19 protein-coding genes and 3 pseudogenes are annotated in these 23,264 nt (G+C 62.7%); 8 read left to right on the forward strand and 14 right to left on the reverse strand.

Features of this window, described 5'->3' with window-relative positions:
* The first annotated feature begins 115 nt into the window (after positions 1 to 115).
* Positions 116 to 729: pseudogene (locus NE851_RS25075) on the forward strand (3'-5' exonuclease).
* A 72-nt stretch (positions 730 to 801) separates the two neighbouring features.
* On the opposite strand, the gene NE851_RS25080 reads toward NE851_RS25075, so the two are convergent.
* Entirely contained in the window at positions 802 to 1,257 is a 456-nt protein-coding gene (locus tag NE851_RS25080) for a DUF4168 domain-containing protein (protein ID WP_028756803.1), read from the reverse strand.
* Between the two features lie 228 nt (positions 1,258 to 1,485).
* Positions 1,486 to 2,349 carry a DMT family transporter gene (locus NE851_RS25085; RefSeq protein WP_028758216.1) on the reverse strand — a complete coding sequence of 288 codons (864 nt, stop codon included), beginning with the start codon at positions 2,347 to 2,349 and terminating at the stop codon, positions 1,486 to 1,488.
* A 90-nt stretch (positions 2,350 to 2,439) separates the two neighbouring features.
* Here NE851_RS25085 and NE851_RS25090 point away from each other — a divergent pair, with 90 nt between their 5' ends.
* On the forward strand, positions 2,440 to 3,909 hold the full coding sequence (locus NE851_RS25090) for an aminotransferase-like domain-containing protein (protein WP_254962447.1): 1,470 nt from the start codon (positions 2,440 to 2,442) through the stop codon (positions 3,907 to 3,909).
* 129 nt (positions 3,910 to 4,038) lie between these two features.
* Here NE851_RS25090 and NE851_RS25095 read toward each other — a convergent pair whose 3' ends face one another.
* Positions 4,039 to 4,440: a response regulator gene (locus NE851_RS25095; RefSeq protein WP_003560657.1), complete on the reverse strand. Its 402-nt coding sequence runs from the start codon at positions 4,438 to 4,440 to the stop codon at positions 4,039 to 4,041.
* Positions 4,441 to 4,450: 10 nt separating this feature from the next.
* Positions 4,451 to 6,177 (reverse strand): annotated as a pseudogene (locus NE851_RS25100) (sensor histidine kinase).
* Positions 6,178 to 6,264: 87 nt separating this feature from the next.
* Between NE851_RS25100 and NE851_RS25105 the strand changes: the two are divergent.
* A pseudogene (locus tag NE851_RS25105) lies at positions 6,265 to 6,799 on the forward strand (GNAT family N-acetyltransferase).
* Positions 6,800 to 6,911: 112 nt separating this feature from the next.
* Here the strand turns inward: NE851_RS25105 and NE851_RS25110 are convergent.
* The 3 genes from NE851_RS25110 to NE851_RS25120 form a co-directional block, all read right to left on the reverse strand.
* Positions 6,912 to 7,826 (reverse strand): phosphotriesterase family protein, encoded by a 915-nt coding sequence (locus NE851_RS25110; RefSeq protein WP_097542227.1) that lies wholly within the window; start codon positions 7,824 to 7,826, stop codon positions 6,912 to 6,914.
* Between the two features lie 127 nt (positions 7,827 to 7,953).
* Positions 7,954 to 8,586 carry a Vgb family protein gene (locus NE851_RS25115; protein ID WP_028758212.1) on the reverse strand — a complete coding sequence of 211 codons (633 nt, stop codon included), beginning with the start codon at positions 8,584 to 8,586 and terminating at the stop codon, positions 7,954 to 7,956.
* A gap of 45 nt (positions 8,587 to 8,631) precedes the next feature.
* Complete coding sequence (locus NE851_RS25120) at positions 8,632 to 9,852, reverse strand: helix-turn-helix domain-containing protein (RefSeq protein ID WP_097542226.1); 1,221 nt, start codon at positions 9,850 to 9,852, stop codon at positions 8,632 to 8,634.
* Positions 9,853 to 9,970: 118 nt separating this feature from the next.
* Between NE851_RS25120 and NE851_RS25125 the strand changes: the two genes are divergently transcribed.
* Complete coding sequence (locus NE851_RS25125) at positions 9,971 to 10,768, forward strand: DUF899 domain-containing protein (protein ID WP_097542225.1); 798 nt, start codon at positions 9,971 to 9,973, stop codon at positions 10,766 to 10,768.
* Positions 10,769 to 10,773: 5 nt separating this feature from the next.
* Positions 10,774 to 11,115, forward strand: a complete 342-nt coding sequence (locus NE851_RS25130) for a hypothetical protein (RefSeq protein WP_047611722.1) — start codon at positions 10,774 to 10,776, stop codon at positions 11,113 to 11,115.
* A 108-nt stretch (positions 11,116 to 11,223) separates the two neighbouring features.
* On the opposite strand, the gene NE851_RS25135 is transcribed toward NE851_RS25130, so the two are convergent.
* From NE851_RS25135 to NE851_RS25150, 4 genes are all read right to left on the reverse strand, one after another.
* Complete coding sequence (locus NE851_RS25135; protein WP_063473335.1) at positions 11,224 to 11,865, reverse strand: metallophosphoesterase family protein; 642 nt, start codon at positions 11,863 to 11,865, stop codon at positions 11,224 to 11,226.
* Between the two features lie 133 nt (positions 11,866 to 11,998).
* The gene (locus NE851_RS25140; protein WP_244604777.1) at positions 11,999 to 14,746 is read right to left on the reverse strand and encodes an EAL domain-containing protein; all 2,748 of its coding nucleotides are present in this window, start codon (positions 14,744 to 14,746) and stop codon (positions 11,999 to 12,001) included.
* Positions 14,747 to 14,818: 72 nt separating this feature from the next.
* Positions 14,819 to 15,688, reverse strand: coding sequence for a FecR domain-containing protein (locus NE851_RS25145; RefSeq protein ID WP_244604776.1), 870 nt, complete (start codon positions 15,686 to 15,688; stop codon positions 14,819 to 14,821).
* 321 nt (positions 15,689 to 16,009) lie between these two features.
* Positions 16,010 to 16,792 (reverse strand): class I SAM-dependent methyltransferase, encoded by a 783-nt coding sequence (locus NE851_RS25150; protein WP_097542221.1) that lies wholly within the window; start codon positions 16,790 to 16,792, stop codon positions 16,010 to 16,012.
* 444 nt (positions 16,793 to 17,236) lie between these two features.
* On the opposite strand from NE851_RS25150, the gene NE851_RS25155 reads away from it, so the two are divergent.
* Complete coding sequence (locus NE851_RS25155) at positions 17,237 to 18,259, forward strand: LLM class flavin-dependent oxidoreductase (protein ID WP_063473338.1); 1,023 nt, start codon at positions 17,237 to 17,239, stop codon at positions 18,257 to 18,259.
* A 3-nt stretch (positions 18,260 to 18,262) separates the two neighbouring features.
* Here NE851_RS25155 and NE851_RS25160 read toward each other — a convergent pair whose 3' ends face one another.
* Positions 18,263 to 19,090: a helix-turn-helix transcriptional regulator gene (locus NE851_RS25160; RefSeq protein WP_254958510.1), complete on the reverse strand. Its 828-nt coding sequence runs from the start codon at positions 19,088 to 19,090 to the stop codon at positions 18,263 to 18,265.
* 97 nt (positions 19,091 to 19,187) lie between these two features.
* Between NE851_RS25160 and NE851_RS25165 the strand changes: the two genes are divergently transcribed.
* The gene (locus NE851_RS25165) at positions 19,188 to 20,111 is read left to right on the forward strand and encodes a phytanoyl-CoA dioxygenase family protein (RefSeq protein WP_097542219.1); all 924 of its coding nucleotides are present in this window, start codon (positions 19,188 to 19,190) and stop codon (positions 20,109 to 20,111) included.
* A 298-nt stretch (positions 20,112 to 20,409) separates the two neighbouring features.
* The gene (locus NE851_RS25170; RefSeq protein WP_097542218.1) at positions 20,410 to 21,336 is read left to right on the forward strand and encodes a LysR family transcriptional regulator; all 927 of its coding nucleotides are present in this window, start codon (positions 20,410 to 20,412) and stop codon (positions 21,334 to 21,336) included.
* On the opposite strand, the gene NE851_RS25175 is transcribed toward NE851_RS25170, so the two are convergent.
* Positions 21,323 to 22,603 (reverse strand): MFS transporter, encoded by a 1,281-nt coding sequence (locus NE851_RS25175; protein ID WP_097542217.1) that lies wholly within the window; start codon positions 22,601 to 22,603, stop codon positions 21,323 to 21,325. The genes NE851_RS25170 and NE851_RS25175 overlap by 14 nt on opposite strands.
* The gene (locus NE851_RS25180; protein WP_063473342.1) at positions 22,600 to 23,244 is read right to left on the reverse strand and encodes a winged helix-turn-helix domain-containing protein; all 645 of its coding nucleotides are present in this window, start codon (positions 23,242 to 23,244) and stop codon (positions 22,600 to 22,602) included. Before NE851_RS25180 ends, NE851_RS25175 begins: the two co-directional genes overlap by 4 nt.
* Positions 23,245 to 23,264: the final 20 nt, after the last annotated feature.

A 23,264-nucleotide genomic window follows, 5' to 3' on the forward strand; every position in this document is an offset into this window, starting at 1 on the left:
AATTGTCGAAACACGCATAGGACGAACGGATCGCTGATGCCTGTTATAGAGAACTTGTCGGGCCACGATGGAGGGTATTCAGTCCGAAGCTCCAACTACGAGGGGAACGTCGGCCATGAAGACCGCCATCATATTCGACTGTGAATTTCTTTGCCTCGAAGGCTCGCAGCGCAGATTTTGGTGCGCGGCCCACGATCCCGATCCTGTCATTGCGCAGTCGGAGCCGTCAAGCTCGGACTCGAAGGCGAGTTTCCGATCCTTGGCACGTACAAGTCCTACGTCCGGCCCGTCGACCGCTTCGGCAAGCGGTATCCGCTCGATCCATACTTCACCCATCTGACCGGCATCACCGAAGAGGATATCGACGCCCATGGCGTGGCGCTGGAGGATGCGCTTTCCGGTGTCGACAGCTTCTCGGGCGGCGCCCGGTTCTGGTCCTGGGGTAAGGATGAGATGAACATGGTGGCCATCAGCTGCTATGTCGCAGGCATCCAGCCTTCCATCCCGGCCCGCCGGTTCGACAACGCCGTCAAGCTTCTCATCGCAGCGGGCATGCCGATCGAGGATTTGGCAAAGACGCCCAGCAACAAGCTGGCCGACTACTACAACGTCGACCATCCTGCCTTGCAGGCGCATGACGGGCTCGACGACGCTCTGTCGCTATCGTACACGCTGCAGCATCTGATGAAGATCCGGAAATTGCAGCCCGAGGTTTTCGATCGGCTCTGAAGGCACGAGACACCAAGGGCTTGAAGCAGCGCCCGGCCAAACGGCGGGCACTGCTTTCTTAGGGCGGGCAGCTTATTGCTGCTGTTGCGCTGGCGCTGCCGGCGGCGTACCGATCTTTTCCAGAACCTTCTTGGCCAGGGCCGGGTCGCTCTGCGCGGCGGTCAGGATCGAGGAATATTCCTCGACGGAGATGCCGTTGGAGGCTTCGACGGTATCGACCATCTGCTTCTTGGCTTCATCCTGTAGCTTTTGCTTGGCAGCCTCGTCCTTCGTCGCGCCGATCTTGGCCGAATATTCCTGGCGGACCTTGTCGACCTGCAGATAAGCAACGGCAAAGGCCTCGATTTTCTGATCGCTGACGGGTGCGGCCGCGCCGTTGCCACCGGTCTGTCCCTGCATCGGCGCCTGGCCTTGTGCCGGCGGCTGCTGTTGCGCCTGGGCCATATCAACAGCGAATGCCGGGCTGAAAGCAAGCAGGCTGAAGACCGCAGCGGTCATCGTTGCGACGGGTGTGTAACGAGTGATCATATTCGTTCCTTTTCACGTGCATGATTTGAGCGGCAGCAGAACCGCCTCGGTCGATCGCTCAGCCGTTGGGGCTGGCGAGGTCGCGACGATGGAACCTTTAAGAGGGCACGGTGCGGCGGCAACGGGGCGATTTGCTGACGATTGAGCGGCGGCTTTGTGACCGTCGACATGTCGGCTGGTGGTCACCGCACCGTCACTTCCAACCACTTGCCGTGACCGGAGCAACCGCTACCGCGCAAACCTGCGGGCGCCGGCCACGCACAGAATGACGGCGACCGTGACGGCGAGCATGGCCCAGGTCACGGGCTCGTGCAGCAGGGTGGCAGCAAGCGCCAGGCCGAAAAACGGCTGGAGCAGCTGCAGCTGGCCGACGGCGGCAATGCCGCCCTGCGACAGGCCGCGATACCAGAAGATGAAGCCGATCAGCATGGAAAACAGCGAGACATAGGCAAGACCCAGCAGCGCCGGCGTTTCAATGCCGGAAAAGCTTGCCGGCCGATGCAAAAGCGCGACCGCGACCATCACCGGCAGCGACAGCACCAGCGCCCAGGAAATCACCTGCCAGCCGCCGAGCGTGCGCGAAAGCCTGCCGCCTTCGGCATAGCCGAGGCCGCAGACGATGATCGCCGCCAGCATCAATAGGTCACCGATCGGTGACGCAGTCAGCCCTTGCGCCAGCGCGAAGCCCGCCACCAGCGCGCTGCCCAGGATGGAAAACAGCCAGAATGCCGGCTTCGGGCGTTCTCCGCCGCGGATCACGCCGAAGATCGCCGTCGCCAGCGGCAGCAGGCCGACGAAAACGATCGAATGAGCTGATGTGACGTGCTGCAGCGCCAGCGCCGTCAGCAAGGGAAAGCCGACCACGACGCCGAGCGCGACGACAGCAAGGGAGAGGGTATCGCGCCCGCTCGGCCGTTTCTCTCTGAAAGCGATCAGCAGGCCGAGGGCGAGAATGCCGGCGATCGCCGCGCGCGCCACGGTGAGAAAGACGGGATCGAACTGCATCACCGCCACGCGCGTCGCCGGCAGCGATCCGCTGAAGATCACCACCCCGATAAAACCATTGATCCATCCCGATGCCATGCGGTCCATGATGCGCTGCACTCCTTCTTTTCCCAGCTCTTATCGGCCAACGGCGATGGTCATGACAGTGACGGTCTGATACGATTTCGTGAAACTGTACTGATGCAGAAAGCAATACAGATGAATGAAGGACGCACACGGGTAGAGATGGTCGTCGCGACGATCAGGCAACGCATTGCCGGGCGCAGCCTGACGCCGGGCGCAAGACTGCCGTCCGTCCGGGGGCTGGCGGCGACGTTGAAGCTGTCGACATCGACGGTCGTCGACGCCTATGAGCGGTTGGTCGCCGAAGGCGCGATCCTGGCAAGACCGGGTTCGGGGTTCTATGTCGCCAACCAGGCAGCCCCGTTTGCGCTTGCGCAGAGCGGACCGAAGCTCGACCGCGCCGTCGATCCGTTCTGGATATCGCGGCAATCGCTGGAGGCTGATGAAACAGACCTGAAGCCCGGCTGCGGCTGGCTGCCACCCTCCTGGCTGCCGGGGGAAGGGATGCGCCGCGGGCTGAGGACGCTTGCCCGCGCCGACGGGCCGGCCCTCGCCGACTACGGCTCGCCGCTCGGCTTGCCGCAACTGCGCCAGCTGATTTCGCGGCGCATGGGTGAACGGGGGATCGAAGCCTCCCCTGAGCAAATCATGCTGGCAGATTCCGGCACGCAGGCAATCGATCTGCTCTGCCGTTTCCTGCTGGAACCCGGCGACACGGTGCTGGTCGACGATCCCTGCTATTTCAACTTCCATGCGCTGCTGCGCGCCCATAGGGCAAAGATCGTCGGCGTCCCCTATACCCCGTCCGGTCCCGATATCGAACTGTTCGCGCAAGTCGTCGCCGAAGAGCGGCCGCGGCTCTACATCACCAACTCCGCCATCCACAATCCCACAGGCGCAACGCTTTCCCCCGTGACGGCCCACCGGCTTCTAAAACTCGCCGAGCAGTTCGATCTGACCATCATCGAGGACGATATCTTCGCCGATTTCGAATATTCGCCGGCGCCCCGCCTTGCCGCCTTCGACGGGCTCGAGCGGGTCATTCACATCGGCAGCTTCTCGAAGACCCTGTCGGCCTCGGCCCGCTGCGGTTTCGTCGTGGCGAAACCGGAATGGATCGACGGACTGACAGATCTCAAGATCGCCACCTCCTTCGGCGGCGGCCGGCTGACGGCGGAACTGGTGCTGAACGTCCTGAGCGACGGCAGCTATCGCAAACACATGGAGACGCTGAGACACCGGCTCTCTCGGGCGACGAGCGAGGTCTCGGCCAGACTGAAGGGCTTAGGGATAACGCCGTGGCTGGAGCCACAGGCCGGGATGTTCCTCTGGTGCCAGCTGCCCGAGGGCATCGATGCGGCCGATGTGGCGCGCGCTGCACTGGAAAGGAGGATCGTTTTGGCTCCCGGAAACGCATTCAGCCTGTCGCAATCGGCGACCAATTTCATGCGCTTCAACGTGTCTCAAACACTCGATCCGCGGGTGTTCGAGGTGTTGGGCGATGCACTGGCAGGACGAGGACAATGGAGGTCGGAGGCACAGGCTCAAGCGCCTTCTTCTCACTGCGTCCAGGCCCTCTCATGAGGGCGGCACCCCCAACGCTTCCGGAGTGGCATTCACCAACGCCCTCATCATTGAGGCGCGCAGCCCGCAGGGCGGAGCCTCCTGCGGAGCACCTCTGAGTGAGGCTCTCTCGGTCTCCGCCCGCAACGATCAAAACGACCGGTGAACCGCCTTGTCATTGGCAAGACGCGTCACGCAGCCTTCGAGCTTGGCGAGCAGCAGATCGAAGTCGAGCGGCTTCGTCAGATAGTCCGCCGCTCCGCCGCGTAAGCCGGCAAGCGTGTTTTCCCGGTCGGTCAGCGCCGTCAGCAGGATGAAGGGAATGTTGGAGAGCTCGGGGTGGTTGATCTGAATTTCCGCCAGTAGCTGGTGCCCATCCATGACAGGCATCGAAATGTCGCTGATGACGATGTCGGGCCATTTCGACAGGATCATTTCCAGCCCCTCGGCGCCGTTCGAAGCCTCGAGCGTCTTGTAGCCGGCTTCGCTCAACTCTTCGACGAGGAGGTTCCGGATCTCGACTTCGTCTTCTATGCACAGGACTGTAACCATGAGCTCTTCCTTAAGCTGCGACTTGTTGATCCGACAATAGGAACGCTATTGGCAGAAGAATGGTGAATGTTGTGCCCTTGCCGAGCTCGCTGGTCACCTCGACGGTGCCGCCATGCAGTTCGACGACCTGCTTGACGACGTTAAGGCCGATGCCGGTTCCGGCAATGCCCGTCGCGCTACGGGCCCGGTAATAGGGCTGGAACAGCTTCGGCAGATCCTCCGCATCCATGCCGATGCCGCTGTCGGAGATGGCGATCTCCACCGTCTTCTCGTCAGCCCGGGCGCGGACATGAATGTCGGGCGCGTTGGGCGAATATTTGACGGCGTTCGAAATCAGGTTGGTGAAGACCTGTTCCATGGCGCTGCGGTCGAATGTCAATACATTGGGTATCGGCTCGAGATCGAGATGAAACACATGCGAGCGGCTGAGATGGCGCTGTCTGTCGCAGCAGGTGACGAGCAGGGCTTTCAGATCGCCTTCGCTGCGCTTCAGCGTGATCTGTCCGGTTTCGAGCCGGCCGCTGGCGAGAATGCTCTCCATCAGATCGACCATGCGCACCACTGCGCTGCGGATCACGCCGGCTTTTTCGTGAACGTAATCGCCACTGACGTTGGTCGTCGAGCGGCAGAGCCGCTGGGCAGCGGCGTCGATGATGGCGAGCGGTGTGCGAAACTCGTGCGAGGCCATGGCGACGAACTGGCGCTGGAGCGCATTCACCTGGCGTTCGTGCACCAGCATCCGATCCAGTTCCTCTCTCTGCCTTTCGATCTCGGCCGTTCTATCGGCCACCATCTCTTCCAGATGGTTGCGGTGATGGGTGAGTTGCGCCTGGCTGTCCAGCAAGGTCAGCGAGGTGCGATGCAGACCTCGTCCGAGCCAGAACACGACGGTGATCAGCAGCGCCAGACAACCGAGCCCCGCCGGCGCGATCTGCTGAAGCAGCATGTATCCGGGCCGGATGGGCGGCCACACGAAATAGCCGATCGTGCCGCCGTCATGCGATGACACAGGCACTTGCGCCCGCTCGTCCTCACCTTTCGAAGACGCGAAATGCAATCCTTCGAGCAGCGCATGATGGGCGATGCTTTCGGCAGTTTTTCCATCGATGAACTTGACCGCGATGGCGATGAACTCCTCCTGGTCGAACTCGGCAGAATGGGACGCGCGCTTGTTATCGCCGGCCTTTTGCCGATCATGATCGTCCGAACCGTGGCCAGTTGACCAATCGGTTCGGCGCCGGGCTCTGCAGCCCGCTCGACGAGAGCGGCACGCATCTCTCCGGCAAGAGCGGTCATTTCTTTGCCGTCGTCGTCATCGAGCCGCGGCGGCATCGCATCCGCGCCGTCACGGAACGCAAACATCAGGCGATTGGTATCGTCGAAGATATAGGTTCTGTCGTGCCCGAAATACTGGCTCGTCCACCGCCCGACATTGTCGAGCAGCCATTCATGGTTCCGCTGCTTGGCATAGAGGAAGGCATCGTCCCATTTGGTGACGCTTTCCTGCTCACGGGGAAGTGCTGCGATCTGCTCGTCCAGTCCCTGTCGGACGAAATCGGCCTGTCGGCGCAAATAGAGATCATCGACCTTGATTGCGGCGAGCCACGCAAAACCGCACAGCAACACGGCCGCAGCGCAGGTGAGCGTTACCAGGACAAACGTAATGTGGGATGTGAGTCTGACCTTCAATACCTGCAACCTTTTGATGGCGACTGCCACCGAGAAATTGACACGCAAAGGTTGACGGACCGTGAATTATGCGCTCCCGTGCAGGTCCGCAACATGTCTCCTATAGGCATTTCACGATCTTCGAAGGAGAAGCGTATGGATGCTCCCGCATCGCCGGAAACGTCGGATATCAGGATCGAACCGATCGCTGCCGCCCACATCGATAGCTTTCATCACGCACTCGACGTGGTCGCGCGGGAGAAAAGATACCTGTCTATGCTGGAAGCGACTCCTCTGCCGCAGACGCGGGAGTTCGTGATGGGCATGATTGCAAAAGGCAATCCTCAATTCGTTGCCACCGCTCAAACCCAAGTCATCGGTTGGTGCGACATCAGTCGTCATTTTTTTCCCGTCGCATGCCCATCGTGGAAACCTGGGAATGGGTATCCTTCCCGCCTATCGGGGCAAGGGTCTGGGACGAAGGCTTATCGAGACGACATTGAAAGCCGCGCGGGAAGCCGGTTTTGCGCGTGTTGAACTCGATGTTTACGAGGACAATGCCCGTGCTATCGCTCTCTACGATAAGGTCGGATTTGCACGCGAAGGCATCGTCCGACGTGCGGCGCACATTGACGGCCGGTTCATCGACGCGATCAGCATGGCGCTTTTGTTCGACGGGCACGGCTTCTGATAGATCCTGGTATCGCGTCGATTTTTGAACAGGCTCCCGCGAGTCCGGCTGATCATCATTTCGGCCTGAACTTGGAACAAATGCCGTTTCGCGCAATGAGCCCAGCCATCCCCTATCGGGCGAAAGCCTCGAACGGATTGTCGTGGGTCAGGCGCATCAGGATCCTGTCGTCTACGCCCCGCCGTTTCAACTCGGGCAGCAAGACCGTGGAAAGATGCGTGTACGGCTTGGGTGTCCCGCCCATCGGCAGTGCCGGATCGAACCAGCCCCGGTCATGGCTCAACAACAGGCGGTCGCCGCAGCCGGCCTCCAGCACCTTGATGACCAGATCCGCCACCTCGTTATCTTCGGACCGGCCGACATGGTCATACTCGATCCAGGCGCCTCGCTCGGCCACGGCGACGTTATAGGCGAAGTCCTTTTCTTCCTGCGTATGGATCGAGATGAATCTGTCGGCCCTGTAGCCCTCCGCCTCGATGACATCGAGCTGATCCATGACGACCCGTCCCCTGATCGTATGACTGCCGATGACGGCGTCTGTCTGCGCCGCGGCGCGCGCGGCCGCCCGCAGGATTTTTGTCTCGAGCGCCGTCATGCCGTCATCGCCGGCACTGAGCTTGATCCAGCCTGCCTGGAACCCGGTCTCGTCGATCTGCTCTGTCAGCTCGCGAAGCATCCATACCTCCAGTTCCTTCTCGGAAGCATGGCGGACCCATTCGGGAATCCAGGGTTCACGGTAATTGCCGGTGGGAACGACAATCGGAAAATCCGTCGCGAGCGACACGGCAAGATCGATATCCGCACGGCGTCCGACGCCGCCCGTCGAGCATTCGACCAGTGCCGTCACCCCGAGTTTCTTGATCCGTTCGATTTCGGGGGCCATCAGCCGAACGACGTCTTCAATGTCTGCTTCGGCATAACCGGGCTGGTCCGGCGTCCTGAGGTCGACGAAGACGTGCTCGTGCGGGAGGATCATCCCAAGTTCGGATTTGCTCTTAGGCCCAAGTGTCGTGCGCAGATATTTCAAAGTCTCTCCCCGCGGTCATGCCGCTTGCGTCGAGCCCTCGACCGCCCCCGAAGCTTCGACACTGCCGCGAAAGTAGATCGTCCCATGACGAAATCAATCGCTCACTCGACCGAAATTCTTCCGGGCTTCACGCCGGCCGGCGCACCGCGCGGATCTTGCCACTGCCGCCTCCGCCACAGAAGAAGCGGTCGGCACCGTCGGATTCGAGGCCGGAGACGCCGGTGCCTTCGGGCATGTCGAGCCGTTCCAGCACCTCTCCCGTTTCCGGGTCGATGCGCCTGACGTCGCTGTCGTCGCCCTCCCAGGTGCCGTGCCAGAGCTGACCGTCGACCCAGGTGACGCCTGTCACGACGCGGTTGGATTCGATGGTGCGGAGGATCTTGCCGGTCTCGGGATCGATCTGGTGGATCCTGCGGCCGCGATGCTGGCCGACCCAGAGCGTGCCCTCGGCCCAGGCAAGGCCGGAATCGCCGCCATTGCCAGGCGCCGGGATGGTGGCGAGGATACGGCCGGTCTTCGGCTCGATCTTGTGAATGACATCCTCGGCGATCTGATAGAGGAATTCACCGTCGAAGGCCGTCCCGGCATGGGATGCAACCTCGATCGAGCGCACCACCTCGCCGCTTTCGGGATCGAGCGCGTTCAGGCGGTCGCCCGAGGCAAACCAGACGTGCTCGCCGTCGAAGGTGACGCCATTGACGCGCTCAGCGCCGGGAAAAGGTCCATATTCACGCAGGATATTCGCAGCCGATTTCTTCATCTCTTCCATCCCTATGGTTCGGGCATCACAATCAGTCAGCCCACACTAATCGCTGGGCAGCGGTCCGGGGAGTAACAAGATCGTCGGGAAACCCGGCAGCGGCGGGCTCATCCAGCGCCGCGCCCGCCCGCGCCCCAGCGATTGCACCTTGCCTTCGCCCGCAAGGGAATCCAGTGCCCGCTGCACGGTGCGGGGGCTGGCGGCGAGCGCGATCGCCAAGGCCGAGCTCGACCAAGCCTCGCCATCGGAGAGGAATGCGAGCACTGCCCCATGCTGACCTTCGACGAGCGGCGCCAGCACCGCGATATCCCGGGCGCCACGCGGCGAAAGCGCAAAGCCGCGCTTCGTCGCTGACACCTCCGCCAGTCCTCGCAGTTCGGCCCGCAGCCGGCCAATCTCGACCCGCAGCCTGGCGCGATGCGATTCATCGGCGTGTTTGCCGCGGAAGGCGCGCGCGATGAGCGTTCCCCGTGTCACATCGCCCGGCCAGGCTTCGGCCAGCGTACGGGCAAGCGCAAACAGCACCGGCCGCGTCGCCAGCGAGACGGCGGCGCCCGCATTCCACACCACATGGCGGCAGGCATCGACGACGAGCGTGCCCGAACCGAGCAGCGCTTCCACCTCGCCGAGCAGCAGCAAGCGCTCCTGGCCGCGCGACATCAGCCGCGCCGCTGGCGTGTCGAGCACGAGGGCCGCAGTTTCGACCTCCGCCGTCAAAGCCTGAATATCGGCCGCACGCGCCGCAAGCCTTGCCCGGGCGAGCGCCGCACGCGCCGCCTGCGTCTGCAGGCGCCGGACGGCGATGCCGGCGGCCACCAGCTCGTGGGCAGTCCGCAGGGCCGGCGGCAGCGGCGTCGGATCGAGTGCTGCAAGCGCGCGTTCGGCCTCGTCGAGACGCCCGATCAGCACCAGCCTGCGAATGGCGACATTGCCCGCATGCGCGGCATTGACCCTGTCGCCATGCGCTTCCAGCACTTTGCGCGCCGCTTCCAGCGCCTTCGGCGGCCAGAGAAGATCGCGCGAGACGAGCGCGATCTCGGCCTCGGCAACCACGCAACGCGCCCGCGCCACCGCCTCCCGCGGGCCGAAGGCGCGCGCAGCACTCTTCAGCAGCGCCTTGGCGCGGACGAGATCGCCGAGCTGCGCCATCGCGATGCCGCGCAGCGCCAGCGCCGGCGCGTCGTCACGCAACGCCACCCGCTTCAGCGCGCCGAGCGCATCACCCGATGCCAGCGCCTGCGCCGCGGCTGTGATCAGCGAGTCCATTCAAATCCCGTCACACTTGTCACTCCCGCCATTCCCCGGCCCAGCCGTAATCTGTTCAGGACCCGGCAACCAATTCGCGCCGGATGCTACGACGACAGACAGGCAAAGGAGAAGACCCATGACGACACAGCTGAACGCAACACGGCAGCAATGGCTGACGGCAAGGCTCGACCTGCTCGAAGAGGAAAAGGCGCTGACCCGGCAGAGCGACGCGCTGGCGCTCAAGCGCCAGCAATTGCCGCGTGTGAGAATCGATAAGGAATACCGCTTCGATACGGACGACGGCAACGTCTCACTGAAGGACCTCTTCGGCGGCCGCTCGCAGCTTCTCGTCTATCACTTCATGTTCGGGCCCGATTATAGCGCGGGATGCCCCTCCTGCTCCTCGATCGCCGACGGTTTCAACGGTTTCTTCGTCCACCTCGAAAACCACGACGTCGCCTTCTGGGTGGTTTCGCGTGCGCGACTGCCCAAACTTCAGGCCTTCAAGCAACGCATGGACTGGAGTTTTCCCTGGGCCTCCTCCTTCGGCAGCGATTTCAACGGCGATTTCAGCGTCTGGTTCTCTGCCGAGCAGCAGCACCAGGGCGGCATAGAATACAACTACCGCCGCGAGCTCCCCGCTCCCGAACCGCTCGCCGGCAAGACCGTGCAAGAATGGCAGTCGCCCGGCAGCGAGGGCCCGGTCGCTCAGATCGCCGCCATGACCGGCACCGATGTCGCGACCTACACCCGCGACCGGCCGGGCGTCAGCGCCTTCGAGCTCATCGATGGCACGGTCTACCACAGCTATTCCAGCTATGCCCGCGGGCTGGATGGGCTCTGGGGCATGTACCAATGGCTCGACCGCGCCCCCAAGGGCCGCAACGAAACCGGCATCTGGTGGCGCCATCACGACCGCTACGGCAAGGAGTGACTGCGATGCTGCTTTCCACCCCCACCCCGGAGAGAGGCGACGGCAACGCCGAATGGCTCTCGCTGGCCGCCGCCGCAGTCGGATCAACTGATAAGCCGAGCAGCAGTGTGGCTAGCGCCGGCGGCCGGCTCGCCGCCCACGCCGCCGACTGGCTGGCATTCGCCGCCGCCCCAACATTCGCGATCATGGCGCTGCTGACGGCAGCAACCGGCAGCACCGACATGATGTGTATGACAACGCCTGATGCCTTCCCGATCGGGGGAATGGTGCCGATGTACCTGCTGATGGGCGGTTTCCATCTAACGCCCTGGCTGCGGCTCGTCGCCGGCCGGCAGGGCCGGAAGTGAGGATTCTGCCGCACCCCATGGAAAAGAGAGATGGGGTAGCGCTCTCGCCAAACTTCTGCTGACGGAGCGCGGCGGAGCGGAAAGGATTCCTTGCTCCGCGCTGCAAGTTCATGCCCTCACCTCGATAAAGTCGATCGGCCCGCCGGCAACCTCGTCGTCGAAGACCGCGCAGGAAAGCTTGCCGCCGAAGACACAGCCGCTGTCGATGTTGGTGCGGTTTCCTGTCGTCACCGGGTTGGACAGTGACGGCGTATGGCCGTGGACCAGGTGCTTGCCCCAATAGTCGCTGGATTCACCGGGAGGGAACCGCAACCACAGAAGATCGTCCTCGCTCTGCCGTTCCAGCGGAAACGCCGGATCGACGCCGGCATGGACGAAGATGCGATGCCGGTCGACATGCATGAGCGGACGATCAGCCGCCCATTGCAGATGCTGGGGCGGAACTCTGCCGCCATAGGATATTTCGGTCTCGAGCCCGCCATTGCCGAGCCATACGGCTCGGCTGCCGCTGTCGGCATAGGCAGCGACCATCATGTCCTCATGATTGCCTTTCAGGCATATCCATCGCCATGGGTCGGCCGTGCCGGCAATGATGCGGTCGAGGACGTTTTTGCTGTCAAACCCGCGATCGATATAGTCGCCAAGGAAGACGACTGTCCCTTCAGGCGCATAGGTTTCGACCCGATCGATCATCCTGTTCAGCGGATCGATGCAGCCATGGATATCGCCTATGGCGAATGTGTAGCGCATGTCGCATTCTTAACGCCTGTCGAGAGCCAGGTGAAGTCCGCACCACCGATGCCGACAGAAAATCCGACTCCCTCTCAGCCGCTTACCGCAATTCCTTCTGCTTCCGCTTGAAGAAAGCGGCCGGCGAGATCGGTCATGCAGCACGCGTCCAGCCCGGCTGGCGCGAAAGCGTCATCAGAGCGGCGGACGATTGCGGCTTACCGAAGAAGTAGCCCTGGCCCTCCTCACAGCCCATCTGCGCCAGCATCTGCCATTCCGTCTCGGTCTCTATCCCCTCTGCCACGACCTTGAGCCCCAGCCCGTGGGCAAGCGAGCCGACCGTCGCGACGATCGCCAGGATCTTGGGATCGTCCGCGATCTTCCTGACGAAGGACTGGTCGATCTTGAGCTTGTCGAGGGGAAAGCCGGCCATATAGCTCAGCGACGAATAGCCGGTTCCGAAATCGTCGAGCGCGACGGCAATGCCGAGCGCTCTGAGCTCCGAGATGACCGACATGATCTGCTCGCTGCCGTCGACAAAGGCGGATTCGGTAATTTCGAGATGCAGGCGCGAGGCCGCCAGGCCGCTTGTCGCCAATGCAGCCTTGACCTCTGCAACCAGATCCGGCCGGGAAAACTGGATCGGCGATACGTTGACGGCGAGATTGAGTCGATCCGGCCATTCGGTCGCCGCCCGGCATGCTTCGGCAAGCGCCCAGCAGCCGAGATCGCAGATGAAACCGCTGGCTTCGGCGACCGGAATGAAATCTGCCGGCGAAACCAGCCCGAACTCCGGATGCTTCCACCGCAAAAGAGCTTCAGCGCCAACCAATTTGCCCGTCTTGAGGTCCACCTGCGGCTGATACAACAGGAAGAATTCGAGACGATCGAGAGCAGCGCGCATCTGCCGCTCGAGCAACCGCGATTGATGCTGCCGCAGGGCGGTTACCGGATCATGAGCGCGCCATCCGCTGCCAGCCACCCGCTTGGCGTCGTCGAGCGCAATCTCGGCATGCTGAATCCAAATGTCGGCGTCACCGTTGCGCGCCGCGCTGGTGCAGATCCCGAGCCGGGCGGCGACATGGATCATCGTACCGCCAAGCGCGAACGGCTCTCGGAAAAGATCAAGGATGAACTGCGCACACCGCTCCTGACCGCACTCCACGGACGCCGGGATGACGGCCGTGAAGACATCGCCCCCCAGCCGCCCGACGAGGCTGATTGCACCCTCCGCCTCCATCCGCGCGGCGACGGCCCGCAAAAGCTCATCCCCGACATCCCGTCCCATCGCCGTATTCAGGACGGAGAAACGGTGTAGCCCCAGCGCGATCACATGGCATTCACCCTCGAGCCGATCGAGGCGACGGCGGAATTCGCGCCTGTTCATCAGACCGGTCAACTCGTCGAATTCGGATAGACGCTGAAGCTTGTCCTCGTACCGCCGGCGGGCGGTCATATCCCTGACGATCAGGCTGCCGATGAAGGATTTCGCGGCGACGATGCCGGATTCGCCGGGCCGTTCGACAGGCGAAATGGTGATCGCGGCCTCGAGATGCTTTGTCCCTCTCTCGGTTTGAAGCGAAAAACGCGCGTTGCAGGCGTGGATTGTGCCCGGCTGCGCCATATAATCCGAAGCAAGCTTGACGATGCGATGAACGAGAGGGGGCGGGATCATCGCATCAAGCGTTCTGCGCCTGTCAGCCTGTGGCTCCAAACCCAGCATCGCCGCGGCCGAGGCGCTTTCGTTCAGAATGCGGAACTGGTCGTCGAAGGCGATGACGGCGTCGACGCTGTCAGCCACGATCCTCTCGAGCAGCCGGCGCGTGTTGCGCTGCTCGGCCTTGGCAAGCTCGACCAGAAACCGGCCGAAATCGACCTTCTCGTTCAACAACAGCACGAGACCGGCAAGAAGAATGATCCACGGCCGCACCGTGTGAAGGATGAGAGCGTGATCCTTCTGAAGAAGGAAGGCCGTCACTTCACCGGCGGCGACGATGGCAAGGGCAAACGCGACGGCATGGGCTGCGGGCCGGCCGCGCATGCCAAGGGCGAGCGCAATAATGGCTGCGGCAAAGAGAAGCTCCAGCGGCATCTGGTCGATGTCCTCGAGCAGCCGCTTCTGCAGGATCGTTTCGGAAGCGAGAATATGCAGCATTGCCCCGGGCAGTGCGCCATAGACCGGGACGGGGAAAATATCCTTCAGCTCGCTCGCATAGGCGCCGACAACCACCGAACGCCCTTCCAGATCGGGCCTACCGACCTTCCCGGCAAGAACATCCGACAGCGAGAATGTCGGGACGCTCGCCGGGGCGATCGAATAGTCGATCGGATAGGAGCCTGCCGCCCTGTCGAATTTCGCCAGCACTGCGGCAACGCTTTGCGTCGGCTGATTGTCGAGAGTATCGCCAAGTGCAAACCGCCTGACCGTGCCGTCGCCGTCGAGGCCGACATTGGCGAGGGAAAGCCAGGCATTGTCGGCGAGATCCGGAATCGGCCGCGTCACCACCGTCTGCGATCCGGCCTCGGCGCCGAGATATTGCTTGAAGACCGGCAGGATCACGCCGCCTCCGGCTTCAGTCAGAGCCTTGGCCAGCCGGCCATCCTCGGCAAAGTTCGACGGCGTGCTGAAATCGACGTCGATAAAGACGTCGCCTGCGCCTACCGCAATCAGCTTGTCAATGAGCTCGGCATAGAGGCTGCGGGGCCACGGCCAGGTGCCGACCGCATCGAGGCTGCGCTTATCGATCGCGACATAGACAATATTTCCGGACGCCGCCCGTGGCGCCGCGCTGAAGCGCCAGCTCACCAGGGCATTGTCGAGATAATTCACAAAGGGCAGGATTTGCCCCGAGAGCGGCAGGCCGATCATCATCAGGATGAATAACAGCCTGACTGGGCGCAAGCGCGACAGCCGAAAGCCACGACCGCCCTTCATCAACGATGGAAACCTCTCACACCGGCCGACGGGGAAACTTCAGTCGTCATCGTTTCCCTTGCCTTTGTTCTTGTCCTTTTTGTCGCTTTTGTCTTTCTTATCTTTCTTGTCCTTATCCTTGCCGCTCCCGATTCCATTGTTGTCGCCGTTGTCGCTGTCATTCCCGACAGCGTTTCCTTGGCCGTCATCGTTGCCGGCTGCATTCTCATTGCCATTGCTGGAGCCATTATCGGCGCCGTAGCGATTGCCATTGCGGCCTTCATTGCCGAAGGAGTGGGAAGCGCTATCTCGGTCGCCGGAGCCGACGCTATTGGAAACGGATGAAGATGCGCCGGATGCCTTCGAACTCTCTGTCTCCGCCTGCCCGTTGAGGGTCGTCGCGCCGACGGCAGGCACTCGCGCCACCGACGGGGCGACCGCGGTCACCACAGGCGTCGAAACGTCGCCCGAAACCGTCATCCCTTTCACACCGTCGACGGATGCGCCCTGCCCCGGCCCGACATTCGCCCTTTGACCGCTCGCAAACGAGGTCACCTGCACCAGGCCGCGGTTGACCGTAACCTCAGCCGCGGATTTCGAGACGGAAACGCGGAAATTCGTCCCCTTCACAACGGCCGCCAGGAAAGGCGTCTGGACTGTTGTATGCGGCTTGCTGCGTTTCTCGATCTCCAGATCGAGCACACCCGCCTGCTCGACGACCTCCGTCTTCCTCTCGCCAAAGCTCGAGGTGAAGATGCCGGCGACGGTGTTGGGTTGAAACGAAATGCTTTCGACGCCGCGCACCAGCTGAACGCGTCCCCTCGGCCCGGTCGCGATCCAGGCGGTGTTGGGGATGATGTCTCCCGCTCGAACCGCTACCCAGTTCCGCTTGTCGACGGTGAAATTCACCTGCTGGCTGGCCTTGGCCACTTGCCAGTCACCCTCAGCGGCATTCGCGGACACTATCGAAGAAAAGAAAAGCACCAGAAAAAACGAAAAAGCGCGAAACATATAATCTCCCAAATACCAACCGATAAAACCACTATCTCCTTAATTTCATTTGAATGATTCCAGAAAAACTCTCGCGAATCCGGCGATTCCCGACCTTCGCCGGCGAAGTGCGGGTGGGCGGCGTATTTTTTCCAGAGACAATGTGGGTGATTTTACGTCACCATGGTCTCGAATGATAGGACGCAGGCCGACACTGCATAGCAAACAAGCCACCCCGCTCAAACCGAGCAAAGTCTCTTCTCAGATCGGCTTAATTTCACCCCAGACAATTCTGGTAGCGACAACGAAACTCAACTGATCATCATCCGAATAGAAGCGCAGCAGGTCGGAGAGTTCGGCGTCAAAGCTTGCGATGCGGTCGCCAAGTTTAGACGGCGCGAAAGTATCCCGCGAATGCTGGCAGGAGACGAAATCCGCGACGCTCTGCTGAAAGGGATGCTCCGATACGAAGCGTTCGCTGCCATAGAGATTGAGATAGTTCTGGTAGCTTCGCACGCCCTCGGACCTTTTGTCGTGATCGAAAGGCTGACCCGTAACCTCTGGGACCCACTTCCCCAGGAAAGAATGCCAGTCCGATTGCCACGGAGGCTCGAACGGGTCGTCTCCGGAAATCACGGCCATGACATGGCCTGGCGCGGCATTTGCCAAAAGATGCGGAAACAACCTGCTATGATCCATCCAGTGGATGCTTGCCGCTGCGACCGTCAAATCGAAAGGACCACCTTTGACCGGAAAGTCCTCGGCAAAACTTTCTATCCAGCGGATATTCTGCGCGTTGCCACCCGGCAGCGACCGGCCGAGAGCGATCATATTCTCGGAAGGATCGACGGCCGTGATGGTCGCAAACGAACCTGTCAGCGGGCGGGAGATTTTTCCCGGCCCGCAGCCGATATCCAGGAGATGCCCTGTCCGCGGGGCGATTGCCAGAAGCTTTCGAAAGACGGCATCGGGGTAAGGTGGACGATACCGATAATTTGCGACAACGTCGGTTTCCGAAAAGGAGGAGCTTCTGTGCTGATCCATCAAAACTCCAGGCTCTCCCCACGGTGAGTGGTGTGTAGCACATGTTTATGTCGAGGATTTAGCGCTAGGTAGTGATCCACCCTAGTGGTCAACCGGGTGAGTTTCTGCTTGGCGCAGACACATCTGATCAAGGTGCGCACATCACCCCATCCTCCGTCATTCCTGTGCTTGTCACAGGAATCCAGCGCGCCCAGGTCCCTGGGCGCGAGAGACTTTCTTGCTTGGATGAGAGTCATTCACGGCGCAGACGCGCCGTGGCTGGATTCCTGTGACGAGCGCAGGAATGACGGAGGAAAGGGCACGCGACACTCTGTAGAGATAGCGGAAGATAGCGCGTCAAATGCCGGATAAGTGATACGCCACATCCCCCCGCTTCCGATTGTCTTCCGGCCCGAAACTATGCCATGACCCATCCACCATGAGATGCAACGGAAAAGGCGCGGCATGAAGAAGATCGGTTTCCTCTCGTTCGGGCACTGGACGCCCTCGCCCCAATCGCAGACGCGCTCGGCAGGCGACGCGCTGCTGCAGTCGATCGATCTTGCCGTAGCGGCCGAAGAGCTCGGGGCGGACGGGGCGTATTTTCGCGTGCATCATTTCGCCCGCCAGCTGGCCGCGCCCTTCCCGCTGCTATCGGCCGTCGGCGCCAGAACCAACCGGATCGAGATTGGCACCGCCGTCATCGACATGCGCTACGAGAACCCGCTCTATATGGCCGAAGATGCCGGTGCGGCCGACCTCATTGCCGGCGGCCGTCTGCAGCTCGGCATCAGCCGCGGTTCGCCCGAGCAGGTGATCGATGGCTGGCGCCATTTCGGCTATGCCCCGCCGGAAGGCCAGAGCGAGGCCGACATGGCCCGGCACCATGCCGAAGTCTTCCTCGAAGTGCTGCGCGGCGAAGGTTTTGCCAAACCGAATCCGCGGCCGATGTTTCCGAACCCGCCCGGCCAGCTGCGCCTCGAGCCGCATTCCGAGGGCCTGCGCGAACGCATCTGGTGGGGCGCGAGTTCCAACGCCACTGCCGTCTGGGCAGCCAAGCTCGGCATGAACCTGCAGAGCTCGACGCTGAAGGACGACGAAACGGGAGAGCCGTTCCACGTCCAGCAGGCCGACCAGATCCGCGCCTATCGCGCGGCCTGGAAAGAAGCCGGCCACACACGCCAGCCGCGCGTCTCGGTCAGCCGCAGCATCTTCGCGCTGGTCGATGACCGCGACCGCGCCTATTTCGGCTACGGCAACGACGAGGGTGACAAGATCGGCTTCATCGACGAGAAGACCCGGGCGATCTTCGGCCGCAGCTATGCTGCCGAGCCTGACGCCCTGATCAAGCAGCTCGCCGAGGACGAGGCAATCGCCGAAGCCGACACGCTGCTGCTGACCGTCCCCAACCAGCTCGGCGTCGCCTACAACACCCATGTCATCGAAGCGATCCTCACCCATGTTGCCCCGGCGCTCGGCTGGCGCTGACGTTCAAACCCGCCTGTATCTCGTGCGGAATTCACGAGGACTGCAGCCCTCGCGTTCGTGAAAGACACGCGAAAAATAAAACGGGTCATCCAGGCCGATCATGGCAGCAACCGTTTCGATCTTCTCGTCGGTAGTTGCCAGTAGCTGTTTGGCGTGATCTATGCGCGCCCGAAGCTGAAACGCCTTGGGAGGCAGCCCCGTCTCGAGCGTGAACCGCCGGCGCAGGGTGGCCGGCGAGATGCCGTGCTCGGCGGCGAAGGCAGCGAGATCCAACGGCTGCATCGCTCGCTGCCGCAGCGTTTCCACGATTGCGGCCATGTCGGGCCTTTCCTGTCGTCGATCGCCCGCGACACTTGCCGCCTGTCTGGCGGCTGAGATGACGATGCGATGCAGCATCAATGCCGCCGACGCCTGTCCGAGGTTGGTATCGTCAAGCAGATCGGTATGAAGCTTGGCGAAGAGCCGCGCGACGTCATCGAGATGATGCAAAGCGACGACCGGGTGCCGCTCGGCGATGAGCCTCAGCCGCACGAAGTCCCGCGTGAAGGACCCTTCGAAAAGCGCCCAGCGCTCGTCCCAGCCTGCTTCATCGGGGCCATAGGAATGGGCGCGGTTGGGAAACAGCCAGAAGAGGGCCGGCCCCGCCAAGCTCAAGCGGCCGCTGGCGGAGGTTTCCAGCCAGCCCTGCCCGCGCTCCACCAGCACGATGGCGAAACTCGGCAGTTTCCGATCCCTCACCGCATGATGGGCATGCTGCCGGCCACTGCCGGTGACCGCAAGTCCGCCGGCCGCGCCGAGCGGTGACCGATAGATGGCCTCGACGTCTTTCATGGTGAGCGAAAAGTCCAGCTATGATTTTCCTCTATGTCGGTTGTCCCAACAGATCAGCTAACGAATGGCGAGCCAACTCAAGCGATGGAAGGCTGAAATGTCAATTACCGCCGAAACGATGCAAGCCCGAAAGCCGGAATTTCCCCTTGCCGCCCACGGCAAGACCTTGCCTGCGGAGCGGACGGGCTGGCTCGCGCCGACCGATCCCGCCATCGGCGTCGACGCCATCCGCCGCCGCTACCAGGACGATGGTTATGTCTGGCTGAAACGCCTTCTGCCGCGGACCGATGTCCTCGATTTTCGCCGCTGGGTCTTCGAACGGCTTGCCGAAACCGGGCTGGTCGAGCCCGGCAGCGATTTTTCGCTGGGCATCGCGTCTGCCGCCGGCTTCGACAGGAGCCTGGCGGACCGGCGCCTGATGTCGCTGGTCCGCTCTGCCGCCTATGAAGGCTTCTGCGCGCAGCCGCCGCTTGCCCGTTTCATGGACGATTTCCTGCAGGGCATCTCTTATCTGCACAAGCGCAAGATCATGCGTTTCGTTCAGCCGGGATCGCCAACGGCCACACCGGCTCACTATGATCTCGTCTATCTCCGCGGCGGCACCAGACGCCTGGTGACGGCCTGGATTCCGATCGGCGACATCCCCGCCGAGATGGGTGGCCTGGTCTACCTCGAAGGCTCGCACGCGCTGGGCATCAAGATGGAGGCCGAGTTCCGGGCCGCAAGCGGTGATCTTTCTCCGGAAGAGCGGATCAGCGCCTATAACCGCCACATGGCCGAAGGCGGCTGGGTCTCGAAGGATCTCCCTGATATGGCGGAGCGCTTCGATACTCGCTGGCTCGCCGCCGATTATGAGGCCGGTGATGTGATGCTCCACTCGCCCTACATGATCCATGCCTCGACCACCAACCAGGACTGCAGCCGACGGCTGCGCCTCTCCACCGACATAAGATATCAGAATGTCGACGACGAGATCGACGTCCGATGGAACAACCATTGGAGTCTCGGCGACATGCTGTAGCGCGGTTCGACGGCCTCATTGGGCACAGCCCCGGCTCTGCCGGCGTATCATCCGGTATAGGCGACGGCGCTGCTGCGGAAAGGCGAGGCCAAAAACGCCCGTCAGCGTGGTCGCGGCGGCCGTTGTTGACCGGCAATCCGGTGTGATGGCCGCTATGGCAGGTTGATTGACGAACGGACGTCGACACAGAAGCGAAGCGCCCGGACCTTACTGCCGCGTCGGACGTTGATGCTGCGAACCTTGAATCTGTCGCATGACTGACCGAGCTATGCTGTAGCCGAACCGCTCGAGTGACCTGATGCCGCGTACGAACCTGAACGATATCCTGATCTTCATGGCAGTCGTCGATGCCGGAAGCTTTATCGCCGGCGGCCAGGCCATGGGCCTATCCCGTTCGGCGGCAGGAAAGGCCGTCATCCGCCTCGAAGACCGGCTTGGCGCGCGCCTGCTCAACCGTACGACGAGAACGCTGGGCCTGACCGATGAAGGCCGGATGTTTTACCAGCGCGGGCTGCAGATCCTCGCATCGGTCGACGAGGCGGAGGCGAGCGTGGCGGGGCAGAGCGGCACGCCGCAAGGTGTTCTCAGGCTCACCGTTCCCGATGCCTTGGGGCGGCTCGTCGTGCTGCCCCTGCTTGAAAAATATCTTCGGGCCTGGCCCGACATCCAGGTCGAAGTGAGCTTCACCGATCGCCCGGCCGACATCGTCGAAGAAGGCTCCGATCTGGCGATCCGGATCGACGCGACGGCGTCGGATACCCGCCTGGTCTCGCGCGTGATCGCCACCTATAAGGCGCGGCTCTGCGCGTCGCCGTCCTACCTGACTGAGCGCGGGGAACCGCGCAATATCGACGACCTTGCGGCCCACGATTGCCTGATCTTCGCCAGCCGCCATCAAAGGCAGGGCTGGCGCTTTCGCGGCGAAGGCGGCTCCTGGGTCAAGGCGCAGGGCCGCAGTCGCCTGAGGCTCGACAGCGGAGAGGCGATCCGCGACGCCGCGCTCGCGGGGCTTGGCATCGCGCTGCTTCCCGATTTTCTCGTCGCCGACGATCTTACCGCCGGTCGCCTCCGGCAGATCCTGCCCGACCTCGAAACCGACGACGCAAAAATCGTCGCCCTCTATCCCGACAAACGCCTGCTGGAACCGCGTGTCAGCCGCTTCATCGATCTGATGGTCGAGGAGCTTGGGGGCCAGGTACGCGACCATGACGCTAGCTCTCGGTGACAGCCTTGTCGAAGCCGCGGAAACTTTTCAGCGCCAGAGGAAAGAGGGTTGCGGCGAGATAGGCGAACCCGGTGAGCGAGAGCGCTGCGGCAAGGCCGATCATGCTGATCAGGGCGCCGCCGAAGAGGCCGCCGAACGGGATGAGGGCAAAGCAAAGGGCGGCGTTCATTGCGGTGACGCGGCCGATCAGCGGCTTGGGGATGCGCTCGAAGATCACCGCCGACAGGATCGGATTGAGGAAGCCCGAGGCAAATCCAGCGATTGCCAGGGTGAGGAAGATGATGGGGAGCGGCGCGTCCAGCGCAAGAACGAGAAAACGCGGAAATCCGGTCAGCAGGAAGGCCACCGTATAGACCATCAGGCGCGGCATCCGCTCGCCGATCGCAGCGGCAATCGCCGCGCCGGCGATCGAAGCGCCGGTGAAGGCCGCAAACATCGCCCCCAGCAATTCCGGGCCATGGCCCGAACTCTGCGTCCAGACGGGCAGCAGCACCGCCCCATAGGCCTGGTCCAGCAGATTGGTGGTCGCCACCATGATGACGATGCTGACGAGCACCGCATCGCCGCGCAGAAAGCACCAGCCTTCCCTGAGATCGCCGAGATAGGAGGACATTCCGCCCGGCCGAGTCTCGGGCGTGCCTCGCGGCGCGGGCATGCATTGCAGCCTTGGCATGCGTTGCAGCCTGGGCATACTTTTCAGCCCGGGGATGCCTACCCCCACAATCAGCGCGGCGGCGGCGAAGGTGACGGCATTGACGACCAGCGCCTGGCCCGGGCCGATCAGGCTGATCAACGCACCGGCGCCGGCCGCACCTACCGTGGAGGCCAGCCGCTCGATGGCGCCAACGACACCGGTCACCCGCTCAAGCGGCACGGCCGCCAATTCGGCGATATCAGGCACCATCGCCTGCTTGGCGGCATCGGACGGACCGCGTAGCACACCCATGGCAAAAACGATCGGTAGCAGTACCTGCATACCAAGCAGCCCGAGCCGGTCGAGCAGCGGCACCAGCATCACCACGGCCACCGAGGCGGCGTCGCAGACGACAGCGATGCGCTTCGTGCCGACGCGGTCGATCAGCGGCCCACTGAGCGCCTTGGCGGCGACATAGGGCAGCATTTCCATCATCGCCGTCAGCCCCGTTAGAACCGGGTTGCCCGTAGCGACCAGCACCAACCAGGGAATGGCGATGGTCGACAGCCGTGTGCCGGAAAGCGAAAGCGTCTCGGCGGCGGCAAGCGCCAGGAAAGGCCCACCCCTTCTCATGACCCGCCATCCTCCTCGCTATGCGGGAGCCGGCCCGGATAGGGAAAGGCGTGTAGCATGATCGAGAAAGGCACCATGCCCGGAGCGGTCGCCTCGCCCAAAGGCGGAGCCACCCGCATTGCTTCGAGGATGATGTCGGTCAGCTGCCTGGTCAGGACCTCGGCCTGTTCCGCCGTCATCGGGATGATGACGTCGTTGGCAGCGCTCGCCTTGCGCCATTCCGCCGGCAGTTCGGCATACTCCTCCAGCGCCTGCTGCATCTGGCCGACCTGCAGGGAGAGTACCGCCTGGTTGAAGGCGAGGTCGAGGTCAAGCGCTTCGCCCTCGGCCTCGCTTGCCGGCACCGAGGTGAGTTCGTGGCTGGCGCGCCACCAGCGGTCGCGCCGCGAAGCATGCGGCGCTTCCTCGATGAAGCCGTATTGGGCGAGCTGGCGCAGGTGATAGCTGGTCGCGCCGCTGTTCAGCCCAAGCCGCGCTGCAAGCTGTGTCGCCGTGGCAGGCCCGTCGATCCGCAGCATGCCGAGCATGCGCAGCCGAACCGGATGCGCCAGCGCCTTCAAGGCGGTCGGATCCGGCACGACGCGACTGACGGTGCGCGGTGCGGTGACGGATTGAACAGGCTGTGGGCGCGGTTTTTTCATGCGCGAAGCCTACTATTGCA

It is taken from the genome of Rhizobium anhuiense bv. trifolii, from assembly GCF_024346605.1.
GTDB lineage: Bacteria > Pseudomonadota > Alphaproteobacteria > Rhizobiales > Rhizobiaceae > Rhizobium > Rhizobium anhuiense.

What these genes read in the sequence shown, in the direction of transcription:
- NE851_RS25080 (WP_028756803.1), bottom strand. Translation starts at nt 1,257, where the DNA reads ATGATCACTCGTTACACACCCGTCGCAACGATGACCGCTGCGGTCTTC.
- NE851_RS25085 (WP_028758216.1), bottom strand. Translation starts at nt 2,349, where the DNA reads ATGGACCGCATGGCATCGGGATGGATCAATGGTTTTATCGGGGTGGTG.
- NE851_RS25095 (WP_003560657.1), bottom strand. Translation starts at nt 4,440, where the DNA reads ATGGTTACAGTCCTGTGCATAGAAGACGAAGTCGAGATCCGGAACCTC.
- NE851_RS25115 (WP_028758212.1), bottom strand. Translation starts at nt 8,586, where the DNA reads ATGAAGAAATCGGCTGCGAATATCCTGCGTGAATATGGACCTTTTCCC.
- NE851_RS25120 (WP_097542226.1), bottom strand. Translation starts at nt 9,852, where the DNA reads ATGGACTCGCTGATCACAGCCGCGGCGCAGGCGCTGGCATCGGGTGAT.
- NE851_RS25125 (WP_097542225.1), top strand. Translation starts at nt 9,971, where the DNA reads ATGACGACACAGCTGAACGCAACACGGCAGCAATGGCTGACGGCAAGG.
- NE851_RS25130 (WP_047611722.1), top strand. Translation starts at nt 10,774, where the DNA reads ATGCTGCTTTCCACCCCCACCCCGGAGAGAGGCGACGGCAACGCCGAA.
- NE851_RS25135 (WP_063473335.1), bottom strand. Translation starts at nt 11,865, where the DNA reads ATGCGCTACACATTCGCCATAGGCGATATCCATGGCTGCATCGATCCG.
- NE851_RS25150 (WP_097542221.1), bottom strand. Translation starts at nt 16,792, where the DNA reads ATGGATCAGCACAGAAGCTCCTCCTTTTCGGAAACCGACGTTGTCGCA.
- NE851_RS25155 (WP_063473338.1), top strand. Translation starts at nt 17,237, where the DNA reads ATGAAGAAGATCGGTTTCCTCTCGTTCGGGCACTGGACGCCCTCGCCC.
- NE851_RS25160 (WP_254958510.1), bottom strand. Translation starts at nt 19,090, where the DNA reads ATGAAAGACGTCGAGGCCATCTATCGGTCACCGCTCGGCGCGGCCGGC.
- NE851_RS25165 (WP_097542219.1), top strand. Translation starts at nt 19,188, where the DNA reads ATGTCAATTACCGCCGAAACGATGCAAGCCCGAAAGCCGGAATTTCCC.
- NE851_RS25170 (WP_097542218.1), top strand. Translation starts at nt 20,410, where the DNA reads ATGCCGCGTACGAACCTGAACGATATCCTGATCTTCATGGCAGTCGTC.
- NE851_RS25175 (WP_097542217.1), bottom strand. Translation starts at nt 22,603, where the DNA reads ATGAGAAGGGGTGGGCCTTTCCTGGCGCTTGCCGCCGCCGAGACGCTT.
- NE851_RS25180 (WP_063473342.1), bottom strand. Translation starts at nt 23,244, where the DNA reads ATGAAAAAACCGCGCCCACAGCCTGTTCAATCCGTCACCGCACCGCGC.